The 14417-nt window shown below is 63.0% G+C and carries 9 protein-coding genes and 1 riboswitch; of the genes, 1 reads left to right on the top strand and 8 read right to left on the bottom strand.

Annotated elements, in window-relative coordinates; genetic code table 11:
• Positions 1-303: 303 nt before the first annotated feature.
• Positions 304-2445, bottom strand: a complete 2142-nt coding sequence (locus tag AB5Y47_RS17825; RefSeq protein WP_319910420.1) for an ExeM/NucH family extracellular endonuclease — start codon at positions 2443-2445, stop codon at positions 304-306.
• Between the two features lie 293 nt (positions 2446-2738).
• Positions 2739-2822, top strand: a riboswitch (cyclic di-GMP riboswitch).
• 145 nt (positions 2823-2967) lie between these two features.
• On the opposite strand from AB5Y47_RS17825, the gene AB5Y47_RS17820 reads away from it, so the two are divergent.
• Positions 2968-5973: a glycosyl hydrolase family 18 protein gene (locus AB5Y47_RS17820; RefSeq protein WP_368220467.1), complete on the top strand. Its 3006-nt coding sequence runs from the start codon at positions 2968-2970 to the stop codon at positions 5971-5973.
• Positions 5974-6314: 341 nt separating this feature from the next.
• Here the strand turns inward: AB5Y47_RS17820 and AB5Y47_RS17815 are convergent, their stop codons facing one another.
• The 7 genes from AB5Y47_RS17815 to AB5Y47_RS17785 all read right to left on the bottom strand — a co-directional run bounded on the left by AB5Y47_RS17815 (position 6315) and on the right by AB5Y47_RS17785 (position 14069).
• The gene (locus AB5Y47_RS17815) at positions 6315-7550 is read right to left on the bottom strand and encodes a lipopolysaccharide assembly protein LapB (protein ID WP_042014300.1); all 1236 of its coding nucleotides are present in this window, start codon (positions 7548-7550) and stop codon (positions 6315-6317) included.
• Positions 7551-7561: 11 nt separating this feature from the next.
• Positions 7562-8197, bottom strand: coding sequence for an energy transducer TonB (locus AB5Y47_RS17810; RefSeq protein WP_010675477.1), 636 nt, complete (start codon positions 8195-8197; stop codon positions 7562-7564).
• A gap of 16 nt (positions 8198-8213) precedes the next feature.
• Positions 8214-8621 carry a biopolymer transporter ExbD gene (locus AB5Y47_RS17805; protein ID WP_010675476.1) on the bottom strand — a complete coding sequence of 136 codons (408 nt, stop codon included), beginning with the start codon at positions 8619-8621 and terminating at the stop codon, positions 8214-8216.
• A gap of 66 nt (positions 8622-8687) precedes the next feature.
• Entirely contained in the window at positions 8688-9215 is a 528-nt protein-coding gene (locus AB5Y47_RS17800) for a MotA/TolQ/ExbB proton channel family protein (protein ID WP_045525714.1), read from the bottom strand.
• Positions 9216-9225: 10 nt separating this feature from the next.
• A complete protein-coding gene (locus AB5Y47_RS17795; RefSeq protein WP_010675474.1) occupies positions 9226-10599 on the bottom strand; it encodes a MotA/TolQ/ExbB proton channel family protein in 1374 nt (457 codons plus the stop codon).
• Positions 10596-11360, bottom strand: coding sequence for a DUF3450 domain-containing protein (locus AB5Y47_RS17790; RefSeq protein ID WP_266110068.1), 765 nt, complete (start codon positions 11358-11360; stop codon positions 10596-10598). The genes AB5Y47_RS17795 and AB5Y47_RS17790 overlap by 4 nt, the downstream gene beginning before the upstream one ends.
• A 102-nt stretch (positions 11361-11462) precedes the next feature.
• The gene (locus AB5Y47_RS17785) at positions 11463-14069 is read right to left on the bottom strand and encodes a TonB-dependent siderophore receptor (protein ID WP_214002450.1); all 2607 of its coding nucleotides are present in this window, start codon (positions 14067-14069) and stop codon (positions 11463-11465) included.
• Positions 14070-14417 lie beyond the last annotated feature (348 nt).

Genomic DNA, 14417 nt, shown 5'->3' with positions numbered 1-14417 from the left:
GTGAGGGTGGGGATTGGCGCCGATGCCGCCATGGCCATGGCGCGGGCTGCGCGATGCCATCCTCTGCCGCGTGGCGGTTGGCTCGTTCGGCAGCCCGCGGGATACGCTATCCGGCCCCTGGTGTCAGCACCGGGTTTCCCCGTTGACAGGGTACCAGCCCCTGGGAAAGGGGCGAGGCGGGGGCAACAGGGTATTTATTAATCCCATGATGTGGCCCTTTGCATTTGTTTTTCAAATGGCCCTGGCACAAAAAAAGCCCGCGATCATCGCGGGCTTTGCACCTGGCATCGAGGATGCCGCGTCTTAGCGACGGCGCCGCCAGGCGAGCGGCAACAGGGCCAGCAGCAGGGCGCCCATGGCGCCGCCACCCCCCTTGCTCGCTTCCTTGAGCTTGAGGTCAACGATGACGGGGTCGTGGTCCGAGGCGCTGAAGGGGTTGTCCGACTTGATGAGATCGCCGGTGTAGGCGCTGCCATATTCGAACAGGTTGCTCTCGAAGGAGTTGATGTGCCAGTCGGCCACCGCCACCACCTTGTCAGCCAGCGGCGGGTTGGCGAGGGCGTAGTCCAGGGTGCCGAGCTCGGCCTCGTAGCTGTAGGAGATGGCCTTCTCCTGGTTGAACTTGACGTTCAGATCCACCAGGCCGTAACCCTTGGCCACCGTCTGGCCCATCTGTTCATAGGGCTTGTCGCCGATGTAGGTGTGGGAGGCGGAGCGGATCTGGCGCTCCCCCGCGACCGGCACATAGTCGGTCAGCACCCGGATGGGATCCTCCTTGGCGTAGGAGTTGAAGTCCCCCACCAGCAGCACCTGGCCCGGCATCTTGCTCACCGCCTCCCCCAGCACCTTGGCGGCGCTCACCCGAAACTCGGTGCACTTGCCCTGCAGATCCGCAGGCTCCGTCTTGCCATCCCCATTTTCATAGCAGCCCGACCCCTTGGACTTGAGGTGGTTGACCACCAGGGTCAGGGGGGCGTCGCTGCCCGCCACGGTGAAGCGCTGGACCAGGGAGTCCCGCTGACCGGCGCTCTTGGTGACGCCGCCCGTGGTGTAGCGCTGCTGGGGCAGGGGGATGACGTCGGCATCCCCGCTCGGGGTGAGCAGGGCGGGGCGGTAGATCATGGCCACCATGATGGCGTCGCCGCCAAAGAAGCGATCCTCCGTGAGCAGGGCCTTGGGCAGGGTGACGAAGGCGTAGTGCTTGCTCGCCTCCTTCTGCCTGGCGTTGAGGCTCTCCACCAGATCGTGGAGGGCGGCGTGCTCGTCAAAGCCGTTGTTCTCCATCTCCATCAGGCCGAGCAGGTCGGCGTCCATCTCGGTGATGGCGTTGACGATCTTGGCGCGCTGTAACTGGAACTCCTCCAGGCTCTTGGCGCCGCGGTTGCAGCCCTTGGTGCTGTCCGCATCCGCCTGATCCGCGCAGAGCACGTTGAGGGCACCCCCCACGCTGGAGTGGCTGGTGAAGTAGTTGAGCACGTTGAAGCTGCCGATGCGAAGGTCAGTGCCATCCACGCGGGCCGGGGCGCTCTGGCGGTCGTTGTCGCCGGTGCGCAGCAGATCCCCCGCGGTGATGGTCTGATCCCGGGGCACGATAAGGCGGTACTCGTTGTAGCTGTAGCCGACCATGGCCTCCAGATTGATCGGGGCATCGCCGATGCGCAGGTAACCCTGCTCCGGCTCCCAGGCGGGCAGCCAGGGGAGCTTGCCGTCCCCCGCCTTGAAGTCCGACTCGAGGAAGACGCGGTTGCTGGCGTTGGCCTCGGCCAGCGCCACGGCCTCTGGGCTGCTCGCCACATGGAGCTGGGTCGGCTTCATCAGCGGGGCGCCGTGAGCGAGCACCAGGTTGTTGCGCCGGGCGGCATAGTCGTAGCTGAAGTTGCGGCTGATCTTGAGGGCGCTGTCGGCGTCGAGGCGCACTCGCATCCCTTCGTGACGCTCCAGGGCTCGGGCCAGGGTTTCCCCCTCCAGTACCCGCAGCGCCGTGGCGGCCGGGGCGTCGCCCTGGGCCAGGGTCGTCAGGCGCGGCGTGCTGCCGTCAAACAGGGGCTTGAGCTGGGTGTGGCCGTAATACTCCTCGACCTTGGCCTCCAGACAGACCAGGGCGCCAGGCTGGATGTCCGGGTACTTGCTGGCGAAGTTCTTGTCGTTGAGGTAGACGAAAATGCCGTCCGACGTCTCGGGGTTGCCGTCCCCCTGCACATCCAGCAGGTAGAAGCCCTTGTTGAGGCTTTCCCCCAGACCCGAGACTACCGCCTTGACCGAGACGCTCTGGGCGCTTTCGAACTGATCGTCCGGGACGAGGGGGCTCTTGTCGCCACTGCCCTGGATGGCGGGGATGGGGGTGAGGGCACTGTCGGCCGGGCAACTGAAGCCGGCGGCGTAGAGAGACGGGGACGCGAGCGCGAGCCCCACGGCCAGCGACAGCAGGGTAGGTGTTCCTTTCATGGGTATTCCTTTTTTTATTTTTGCCAGTGTTTCCATAGCCTTGGCATCGTGGCCAAGGGCGCGCATTGTCACATTTCTGGCAGCTCTGACCAGTGAACCAACGCACATTATGAGGAGACAAAGGAGCCCATCTGCCATTTTTTGACGTGGCTAACAGTTTGATATTGATGATCTATTTGTCATCAGGTGGGAGCGAAAAGTGTGAGGCCGCCAGCATTCACATATTTTCCTTCGAGAATAAAGATTGAGCAGTGGCCACTTGCTTCCTATACTCGAGCCGTTCCTCACGGAACCCAGGCAAAGGGCAAACCGGCAGTGATGCCGGGACGCAAAGCCTCCGATCTGTCCCATCCGGGCCAGACAGCGGGGTTACCCAGGGTGACTTGAGGGTTTGTGGCCCGTCCATGGCCTGTTGTCGCTCCCTTGTTCCCTGTTGCGATTGCGCTTTTCCCGGTATTGAAGCCAAGACAAAACAAGGAAGATAACAATATGCAACAGATCTTGAGGCCCAGCAGGCTTGCCATGCTGGTCGCCCTTGCGGCCGTCCCTGCCTGGGCGCAGGCCGCTTACCCCGCCTATCAGGCCAGCACCGCCTACAAGGCTGGCGACATCGTCAGCAATGCAGGCGCCCTCTATGAATGCAAGGAATTCCCTTACTCCGGTTGGTGCGGCGCGTCCCCCTATCACTACGCCCCCGGGGTGGGGGTGGTCTGGGCCGATGCCTGGAAGCTGTATGGTGGCGAGGTGCCGCCGCCGGCCCTGGTCGTCGCCATCGGCTCCCCCGCCGTGGGTGCCAGCGTCAGCGAGGGGGCCAGTGTGGCCCTGGCGGTGACGCTGAGCGGTCCGGTCACGGCGCTCGCCCGGGTGGAATACCTCATCGACGGCGTTCTGGTCGCCACCGCCACGGCTTCTCCCTGGAGTGCGAGCTGGTCTGCCGTCGGTGCGGGCGCTCACGCCCTCAAGGCCCGGGCGCTGGATAAAGACGGCAAGGTGCTGAGCGAGGCGGATTCGAGCTTCAAGGTCGCCGCCGTGGTGGCGCCAGAGGCGCCCAGGGTGAGCATCGCAAGCCCCGCCGCCGGCGCCAGGGTGACCCTGGGCCGCGCCCTCACCGTGAGCGGCAATGTCACCGATGCCAATGACGACGTCGCCAAGGTCGAGCTGTTCGTGAATGGCCAGAAGGTGGGCGAGGACACCAGCGCCCCCTGGCAACTGAGCTGGACGCCCCAGAACAAGGGGCTGACCGGCCTCAAGCTGGTGGCGACCGACAAGACCAACCTCTCTGGCGAGTCGGCCCAGGTGGACGTGCAGGTGGAAGAGGCGGCCCTGCCCCCCACCGGCGGCAACCTCTCCTGCGACGTGCGCCAGATCTACCGCGCCGACGGCAGCGAGTGCATGGGGGATGACCACGGCCGCCGCGTCATCGGGTATTTCACCTCCTGGCGCACCGGCAAGAACGGCATGCCCGCCTACCTGGTGAGCGACATTCCCTGGGACAAGATCACCCACATCAACTACGCCTTCGCGGCGGTGGACGAGCAGAGTCACACCATCAAGGTGGATGACGCCGCCACCAAGCTGACCTGGAACGGGGTGCCGGGCGCCGAGATGGATCCGGAGTTTGCCTATCAGGGTCACTTCAACCTGCTGTCCAAGTACAAGAAGCAGTACCCGGACGTGAAGACCCTCATCTCCGTCGGGGGCTGGGCCGATACCCGCGGCTTCTACGCCGCCACCACCAAGGGTGACTGCTCGGTCAACACCGCCGGCATCAACGCCTTTGCCGACTCGGCCGTGGGCTTCATCCGCCAGTACGGCTTCGATGGGGTGGATATCGACTACGAGTACCCCACCTCTATGAAGGATGCGGGCAACCCCAACGATTTCCCGCTCTCCAACCAGTGTCGCGGCAAGCTCTTTGCGAACTATGAAGTGCTGATGAAGACCCTGCGCAACAAGCTCGACAGCGCCGGCACCGAGGACGGTCGCAAGTACATGCTGACCATCGCCTCGCCGGCCTCGGCCTACCTGCTGCGCGGCATGGAGAACTTCCAGGTCACCCAGTACCTCGACTACGTCAACCTGATGACCTATGACTTCCACGGTGCCTGGAACCACTTCGTCGGTCACAACGCCGCCCTGTTCGACAACAAGGCGGATCCCGAGTTGTCCCAGTGGGGTGTCTACACCCAGGCCCAGTTTGGCGGCATCGGCTATCTCAACTCCGCCTGGGCGGCCCACTACTTCCGTGGTGCCCTGGCGGCGGGCAAGATCAACATAGGGGTGCCCTATTACACCCGTGGCTGGCAGGGGGTCACCGGTGGCACCCACGGTCTGGGTGGCAAGGCGGCGCTGCCGAGCCAGAGCGATTGCCAGCCGGGCACCGGTGGCAGCACCATTCCGTGCGGCAACGGGGCGGTGGGCATCGACAACATCTGGCATGACCTTGACAAGAACGGCAAGGAGATTGGCGGCGGCGCCGTGCCCATGTGGCATGCCAAGAACCTGGAGCACGCGGCCAGCCTCGGCATCACCACCCTGCCGAGCTACGGCCAGGCCTGGGGTCTGGATCCCAACAACCCGGCCCACGTGATGCAAGGCCAGTATGTGCGTTACTACGACGACAAGGCCCATGCGCCCTGGCTCTGGAACGAGCAGAAGAAGGTGTTCCTCTCCACCGAAGATGAAGAGTCCATGGGTCACAAGCTCGACTACATCGTCAAGCGGGGCCTGGGGGGCGTCATGTTCTGGGAGATGGCGGGGGACTATGACTTCGACGCCGCGAAGAACGAGTACGTGATGGGCAGCACCCTCACCAGCCTCGCCTACGAGAAGTTCAGCAAGGCCGACAAGGCGGCCCTGAAGCAGAATGATCTGCCGGCTCCGGCTGCCCAGCTCGACATCGGCGTGAGCCTCTCCGGCTTCAAGGAAGGGGACTCCAACTACCCGATCAACCCGACCCTGAAGCTCACCAACAAGTCGACCCAGACCATTCCGGGCGGCACCCGCATCGAGTTCCTGGTCCCCACCTCCACCTCAGACACCATCACCGACCAGAGCGGCATGGGGCTGAAAGTGGTGGAGAGCGGTGGCAACCAGAACTCGGACGGCATCGCCAATGAGAAGGACTTCCACAAGGTGGCTCTGACGCTGCCGGCCTGGAAAGCCTGGACGCCGGGCACCGACGTGGAAGTGGCCATGACCTACTACCTGCCGGCCGCCGGCGTGCCGAGTGGCATGCGCCTGATTGCCGGCAGCCAGACCATAGGCCTGAAGTCCGACTTCCCGGCCCTGGCCGAGGCGGTGCTGGGCAGCAGTGGCGGTGGTGACGGCGGCAGCGGTGGCACCACCTGTGCCAGCCAGAACGTCAACCCGGCGGACTACAATGCCTATCCGACCTGGCCGCGCGGGGATCACGCCAATGGCAACGACCGCATGACCAACGGCAAGGCGGTGTGGCAGGCCAACTGGTGGACCAGCAGCGAGCCCAAGGCGGGCGATGGCAGCTGGAAACTGATATGCAGCTACTGAGTTGTCCAGGCTGCTATACCAGCAGCGAACTCAGAGTGGGCGACGGCAGCTGGAAGCTGGTGTGCAGCTACTGATGACCGTTTGAGCGGCAGGCCGGCACTTTGCATGGCCTGTTCTCTCGCAAGGCAATGACCCAATCCGGAGCCCAGGCTCCGGATTTTTTTATGCCTTGTATCAGGAGAAGGAGGGGAAAAGGGCAGGGGAGTGACCATAAAAAAGACCGCTCCGAAGAGCGGCCAATTGCCACCAAGGCAATCTGCGGGGTGACCCCCTTGTCGATGTGTCGCGGCCCGGATGCCGAGTCGGGGAGATCCCCGCCCCGCCAGCCGGGCCGCGCAGCTTTATTGGGTGACGGCGCCGCCCTGCTGCTCTTTCAAGAAGCTGATCCAGGGGGAAGCACGACCACTGACGTTGCCATTCTGGGCGGCCTGAGTGAAGGCGGAGAGCGCCTCCTTGGGCTTTTGCTGCTCAAAATAGGCGACCCCGGTCAGGAACTTCAGATCCGCCCGCTGCTCGCCGCTGGCGTTGGCGGCAGGTTTGGCGGCGAAGGCCACCAGATCCTGGTAGCGCTTGCTCTGGATCATCATGCGCGCCATCTTGAGCTGCAGCTCGGCATTGGGGGCCAGCTTGTAGGACTTGGCCAGGGTGTCGATGGCCGGGTCCAGCTCCTTGGCCTGATGCCAGTAGTTGGCCAGCGTCTTGTAGTTGGCCGCGGTGCTCTCGATCTGCCCCTCCTTCATGGCTTTCTCCATCACGCGGGCGGCGCGGTGGGGAATGCCGGCGAAGGCGAGGTAGTTGGCGAGCCGCTGCAACTCGTTGGCCTCGGTCAGCATGCCGAGGTTGTAGGCCCCTTCCAGTGCCGCCAGGGCCTTGGCATCGTTGCCCGCCTGCATGTGCATGGCCGAGAGCTGGGTCCAGTACTTCTTCTTCTCCGGGTAGCGGTCCACCAGGGCGGTCAGCACCTCGGTAGCCGGCTTGTACTGTTTCAGCTCGTAGTGGGCCGCCATCTTCAGCAGGTACCAGGACTCCGGCGCCTTGCCCGCGGAGAGCTTGATCGCGTTGTCCACTGCCGGAATGGCTTCCCTGTACTGCTTGAGCTGCACATGGGCGTTGGCCAGGGTGATGTAGGCGTGCGGGGTCGGCTTCTCGTCCTTGCCGAGGTTTGCGAACCACTCCTTCATGGTGTTGATGGAACCCTTGAAGTTCCCCTCCGCCATGTAGAGCTGGGCCAGGTTGTAGCGCACCTGCTGGGCCACCGGGGGCGGCAGGCCGCCGGTGGCGATGGCGTCGGCGAAGTACTTGGTCGCCTGACCGTACTTCTCCTGCTGCGCCGCCACGAAGCCCAGGGTCTGCAAAATGACCCCCTTGTCGTAGACCCGCTCGCCGGCGCCGGACAGCGCCTCCTGCAGCTTGGCATTGGCCTCGCCGTATTTCTTCTCGGTGATCAACGCCTGGGCCTTGTTGACCGCGCGGTAGGCGCGGTCAGACAGGGCGGGTTGTTCGGCGGCCCAGGTGGCGGTGCTGAGCAGCACCGCCATGGCTACCGGGGCGAGGATCAGGGTATGTAACTTTTTCATCGCCACCCTCCTTAGTTGGTCGCAAACTCGATCTCTTGCTGCATGCGACTGGCCTGCGGCTTGCCGTCCACCATGGCCGGCTTGAAGGTCCACTTGGCGATGGTCTGGCGCGCCGCCTTGCCGAGGTCATAGCTGCGGGGCTCTTCCTTGACGATGCGGATGTTGCTCACGGTACCGCGCTCGGTGACGGTGAACTCCACCAGTACCTTGCCGGATGCGAGACCGGCCAGGGCCGCCTTGCGGGGCATCATGGGCTCGAAGGTCGCCATCGGGATGGCGCCGTTGTTGCCACCCATGCCGCCGCCACCGCCGCCGGTGCTGTAGGCACCCAGGGCGTTGCCGCCACCGATGTTGACCGGGATGTCGAGTTTGGGCATGTCCATGGGGGAGCTGTCCATCTTCGGCCTGTCCGTGCTCGCCACCTCCATCTCGGGCGGGGGCGGCGGGCGTTTCGGGGGCGGCGGTTTGGGCAGTTCCCGTTGTTTCTCTTGCAAGGTCTCCTGAGGCTTGAGGCGGATGAAGTCGGTCATGGTGACGTCCTCCCGCTCCGTCAGCTCCCGGTGATCCGGCGTGATGAGCTTGTTCATTCCCAGGAACAGGAAGAACACCACCACGCAGGAGACCGCTAACGATATCAGGTATCTCATGGCATTCGCTCCGGCATCAGCTGCTCTTGTCGGCGGCGATGGAGATGTTCTGGACACCGGCCATGCGGATCTGGTCCATGACCTGCACCACCAGACCGGAACGGGATTCGCTGTCGGCCTGGATCACCACGGCGCTTTCCGGGTTCTCCGCCCGCAGCCGCTCGATGTTGGCACGCACGGCACCCACTTCGACGATGCGCTTGTCGACCCAGACCTGGCCGTTCTCGCGGACCGCGACCATGATGTTCCCCTTCTTCACCGTCTCGGCCGTGCTGGCGCTCGGGCGGTTGATCTCCACGCCGGACTCCTTGACGAACGAGGTGGTGACGATGAAGAAGATCAGCATGATGAACACGATGTCCAGCATGGGGGTCAAATCGATGGCCGCCTCGTCAGCACCGCTGTCGCTGTGACGTTTTCTCATGGCAAAAACTCCTTGCTTGTTCTGTGCCCCGGCGGGCATGGCCCGGCCGGGGATGTGCATCCTGCATCAGCCGTGTTTCAGGTTGTCTTCCAGCTTTTGCACGGCCAGCTTGGCCTTGTGATCGAGCCGGCTGACAAAAAACAGGCCGGAAAGGGCGGCAATCATGCCCGCCATGGTCGGTACCGTCGCCTTGGAGATCCCCGAGGCCATCGCCCTGGGGGAGCCGGTGCCGGTGATGGCCAGGGTATCGAACACCTGCACCATGCCTACCACGGTCCCGAGCAGCCCCATCAGCGGGCAGAGGGCGATCAGCACCTTGATGACCGGCATCCCCTTGTCCACCGCCATGGCGACCTGGGAGACCAGCTCGCGGCGGATCTGCCTGGCGGACCAGGAGAGGTGATCGGTGCGGGCCAGCCAGGCCGTCTTGGTCTGTTTCACCTGCTGGGGATAGACCGCCATGAAGTAGAACCAGCGCTCCAGCAGCAGGGCCCACATCATCAGGGTCAGGAAGAACAGGGCGACCAGTACGTCGCCCCCCAATCCCAGAAACCGGCGGACCGACTCGACTTCTTCAATCAACCAGAACCACATGGGTGACTCCTTAGGCTGCGGCTTTGGCGGCGTGCAGACGTTCCTGATAACGGGCAACGAAACCGGCGCTCTGCTCTTCCAGTACCTGGATCAGACGGCGGCTCTGGGTCTGCACGATGGTGTAGAGGAACAGCATGGGCACGGCCACGACCAGACCCTGCATGGTGGTCACCAGGGCCTCGGAGATACCGCCCGCCATCAGCTTGGGATCGCCGGTACCGAACAGGGTGATGGCCTGGAAGGTGGCAATCATCCCGACCACGGTACCCAGCAGGCCCAGCAGCGGGGCGACGGAGGCGATCAGCTTGATGAGGCTGATGCCCTTCTCCAGCTTGGGCACGTTGCGCAGGATGATCTCGTCGAGCTTGGATTCCAGATCCTCGATGTTGTCACCCCGGTGATCCTGGTAGGCACCCAGCATCTCGCCGATGGGGTTGCCCTTGATGATCTGCTCGGATTTCAGTTGCTTGCGCATGGCACCGCCGATGAGGGAGAGACGGGCACCGCAGAACAGGGCCAGCAGGGTACCGATGACACCCAGCGCCAGGATCACGTAACCCACGGAGCCACCCTGATCGATGCGCTCCTTGAGGGTCGGCGACTGCACCAGCAGGGAGAGGATCACGCCGCGGGACGGGTCGATGAAGATGGGTTCGACGCTGCCGCCACCCTGTTCAAACTTGGCGACCGGTTCCAGCACCGCGTTCTCGGGCTGGCGGGAGAGTTGCTCGAACTTGCCGGTCTCCGGCACGAAGGTGAGGTACTTGCCTTCGGAGACGGTGTTGAACTCGCCTATCTGGGTCACGGTCTTCTGGGCCTGGTTGCCCTCGCCGTAGACCACGGTGGCCGGGATCTGGCTCACCTTGCCACCGTCGACCATGCGGCTGAGGGTGGTGGTCCAGAAGGCGGTCAGGTCATCGCTGGAGGGCAGTTCCTTGCTCTCGGCCAGGCGAGTCAGCAGGGCAGTCTGCTCGGGATGTTCGACCCGGCGGGCGGAGGCATTGAAGATCCCCTTGAATTCACCGGCGAACTGGCGCAGCACGCCAAACATCTCGCCCATGTTGCCGGAGCGCTGGCGCAGGGTTTCGGTCAGCTCGGTGAGCTGCTTGTCGTTGGCATCGAAGGTGGCCTTGAGCTTTTCGCCCCTGGCGACTTCGGCGGCGAGATCCGCCTTGGCCTTGGCGAGCAGGGCCCCTTGTTCGTTCTTGTCAGCCAGGAAGCGGGCTTCCCGCTCCTTGTTGAGCTGGGATTCGCTGGTGCTGGCGGCCTTGACCTGATTGAGCAGGGCGTTGAGATCCACCGGCTTCTCGGCGGCGGTCACCGGCAGGGTGACCAGGGTAGCGCCCGCGATCAGCGAGGCGATGGCAAGTTTGATTCCTTTCATGATGTTTTCTCCGCAGTTTGAACCGGCAGCTTGATGAGGGCGGGGGGCGCCTGCTTCTTCGCGATGCGAAGGCCTTGTTCAACCGCACTGCGATACTCCTGGGGCAGTACTTCCCACTGGCGGGTCTTCTTGTTCCACATGCCGGTCTCGTTGCCATCCGGGGACTGGTAGAGCAGGGCGATGCGGCCGACGCGCAGGAACTCGTAGGTCTTCTCGTCCCCATCCTTGTCCAGGCTCGCCTTGTAGGCTTCGATGGTGCGGCTGAAGCCCTCCTCGATCTGGTAGGCCTCGAGGATCTTGCGGTACTTCTCGGAGATGGTGACGTCGGCCCGGTTCATGAGATCGGTCAGGGCCGCCACGCGGTCCTCACGCTCCACCTTCTGGAACGGCAGGTCCAGGGAGACGAACTGCTCGAGGGAGTCGATCATCTTGAGCATCAAGGGCACCACTTCGGTGCTGGTCTGGTCGATCTGGGCGATCTGCTTTTGCATGGAGGCTAGTTCGGCGCTCTGGGAGTCGACCATCTTGCCCACTTGCTCGTTGTAGGCGCGCAGGCTGTCCACCTGGCGCAGGGCGGCCTTGTACTGGGCCAGGGCAGACTCGGCAGATTCGGCGTAGCTGTCGATCTTCTGCTGGGAAACTTTGGATGCATTGTCGGTGGCGGCTTGAGCGTCCACGGCCTGACCGGCGGTGGCGGCACTCAGATTGAAGCTGGTCAGCAAGGCAGCCGAAATCAGGCTGCCGAGGAGCGCTTTCTTCATTGTAATTGTCCTTGTTTTCATAGGATTACCCTATCTCCGTAACTTCCTTGGGACCTTGGGCAAAGCCGGCCCGAACGGGCCGGCTTGTGGTTTGCTGGTGGATTAGAACTTCTGGCTGTAGTCGAGGTAGTAGATGCGACCGTCGATGCTGTAGAGCTCGTCGTCATAGGTGAAGCCATCGCTCTCGAGGGACGGGCCCACGTTGAACATGTTCTTCACGCCGACCTGGATCTTGCCGTTCCAGGGCGCTTCCACGCCGACGTTCAGGTTCCAGGTGGTCTGGGACGCGATGTGGCCCACTTCCTCACCGGTATCGGCGATGTAGTCCTGGCTCTGGGAGTCGATGTAGTTCGCGCTCAGGTAGGTATCCATGTTCCACCATTGGGGAACGTTGACACCCACACCGGAGCTGAAGCGCATCTGGGGCAGACCGTTCTGGCCGATCTTGTCGATGACGGGACCACCGGCGTACAGACCTTCCTTGTATTTCAGGATGTAGGTACCGCCCAGGTCATAACGCACGGTGGCGTAGTTCAGGTCGTAGGTGTAATCCACTTTCAGGTCGAGGCCGGAGGTCTCGAGGGTCCCCAGGTTGACCATGGGCGCGATGGCGTTGCTGATCTTGCCCTGGCTGTTGCGGGTGATGCTGCTGGAGCTGCCGCTGTTCAGTTCGTCATAGATGAGAGACTGCAGGGAGTTCAGCTGGATCACGTCCTCGATCTTGATGGTGTAGTAGTCCAGGGAGAGGTTCAGGTCATCCACCGGGCTGTAGGCCACCCCGAAGTTCCAGGTGTCCGCTGTCTCTTCCTTCAGATCCTCGTTGGAGGTACGGGTGGTGTCGTACTGGCGGTTCGGGCAGTCAGCCGCGGAGATGCCGTTGGCCTCGCAGTAGACGTAATCCTTCGCCCAGTCGGCAGAGAAGGAGTCAGCCGAGTAGAGATCGCTCAGGCTGGGGGCGCGGAACGAACGGGACCAGGAGGTGCGTAGCATCAGGTTGTCCAGCGGCTGGTAACGCAGGCTTGCCTTGGGGGAGAAGGCGCTGCCGAAGTCGCTGTACTTGTCGAAGCGACCGGCCACGTTCAGCTCGATCTGCTCGGTGATGGGCACCAGGGACTCGATGTAGGCGGCAGTCACGTCACGCACGCCACCGGAGGAGTTGCCGGAGGAGCCGATGATGTTGCCGGCTTCGGACTGGGCGTCGTACTTGTCGGCATAGACCCAGTCGTTGTACTCGGCACCGGCGTACCAGCTGACCGGACCGGCCGGCAGTTCACCCATGTCCCACTGGACACCGGCGTACCACTGGTAGAAGTCCATGGTGGAGCGGCGGCTGGTGTCGGCGGCCATGGAGGCCGTGGTGGAGGCGTCGAACTCGCCACCGACGAACTTGCCGTCTGCGACCGCCTGCTGGGCGGCGGACTTCAGCACGTAACCGGTGCCGTTCTCCTTGTTGTCGGTCTTGGAGTACATGTAGCCGGCGTTCCACTGCATGTCGCCGACGCTTTCGGTGGCGATGGTGCCTTCAAAGCCGAGGTTCATGCTGCCGGTGGTGTCGGTGACATAGTTGTCACGGGGACCGACGTTGCTGAAGCGGTAGTAGGCGTAGGCGGCCTCACCCAGACCCTGGGTGGCGGCGGCATCCAGGCCGTTGTCGGCGAAGAACTGGGCGTTCTTCGGGTTGGCCGGGTCAATGGTGAAGGCACCGGCGGCCGGGGCGAAGCGGCCGAAACTCTCGACTCGGGAGCCGATGATCTGCGGCACGAAGTCCACGTTGTCGTTGATGTGGTAGCGACCGTTTACGTACAGGGTGTCACGGCTGCGGGAGGCCGTGGTGGCCGCGACCTGGCCGTAGTTGAAGTTACAGCCACCCTCGAACCCGACGAAGGGCTCCTTGCATGAGCCGTCGGCATTGGTGGCGCCGGCCAGGGGGCCGTATTTCCAGATGGGGTCGCCGTTGGCGTCAAGACCCGTGATCCCTTCCACGTTGCGGCCGTAGGGGCTCGGGGAGTCGTTGCCCTGTTTGGAGAGATAGTCACGATCCCGGGCGTAGATGACGTCCTTCTTGTCGTGCTCGTAGACCGCCATCAGGGAGCCCTTCTCGCCGGCCACCCCTGCCACGATGGAGCCGCTCTTCTCGTCGCCTCCCTCTTCGCTCGGGGAGCCAATGCGGCCCTGGAAGTCCAGCCCTTCGTAGCCCTCTTTGAGCACCACGTTGATCACGCCACCAATGGCGTCGGAACCGTAGATGGCGGAGCCGCCGTCCAGGTTGACCTCGACCCGCTCAACGGCGGCCATGGGGATGGTGTTGAGGTTGATGGAGGTGCCGCCCATGGTGGGGGAACCCGCTACCCGCTTGCCGTTCAGCAGAACCAGGGTACGCTCGGAACCCAGGCCGCGCAGGCCGACGGTGGATTGGGACTGGAAGGAGCTGCCGGAGGCAGGGGAGACGCCGCCAAAGGAGTTGTAGGAGGCTTGCTTGAGGTAATCGGCGACGGTCTGCTGACCGGATTGCTCGATTTTCGCCTTGGTCACGGAGACGACCGGGGTGGCGCCTTCCACATCGACCCGGGAGATCCGCGAGCCGGTGACCTTGATTTTTTGCAGTTTTTCTACGTTCTGGCCCTCTTCGGCCAGGACAGGGGTGGCCACAACTGCCGCGCTCGCCAAGGCAAACGCTACGGCAGCAGAGAGTCTGCTTTTCCTAAGCATCGCTAGTATCCTTCCTGATTGTTTATTGTTTGCTTCCATTACCGCCCTCGTTGGAGCGGTGCGTAAGGCTTATCAAGGTTTGGTGATGGACGTCAAATGGAGCGGCGGGGATGGGGGCTGCAGGGGGAATTAGATGGGAATATGCACTTGATGGAATATTTTTGGCGTTTTATTCCGTAAATGCCGCGTCAACTTATGTAAAGATGTTGTTAAGTTCGATTTTTACAATTTTATTGATTATTTTTGAACTTATCGATAAGTCGCTTGTCACTCCAGTGTCGATATCGAGAAAACGGTTTTTTGCAGTATTTTCATCTGCTTTTATGGCGAGAGCGTTTTCCGGGGAAC

It is taken from the genome of Aeromonas sp. R7-2, assembly GCF_040908105.1.
GTDB lineage: Bacteria > Pseudomonadota > Gammaproteobacteria > Enterobacterales > Aeromonadaceae > Aeromonas > Aeromonas caviae.
Note: the sequence above shows the minus strand (reverse complement) of the source record. Positions and strands in the feature narration are given on the sequence as shown.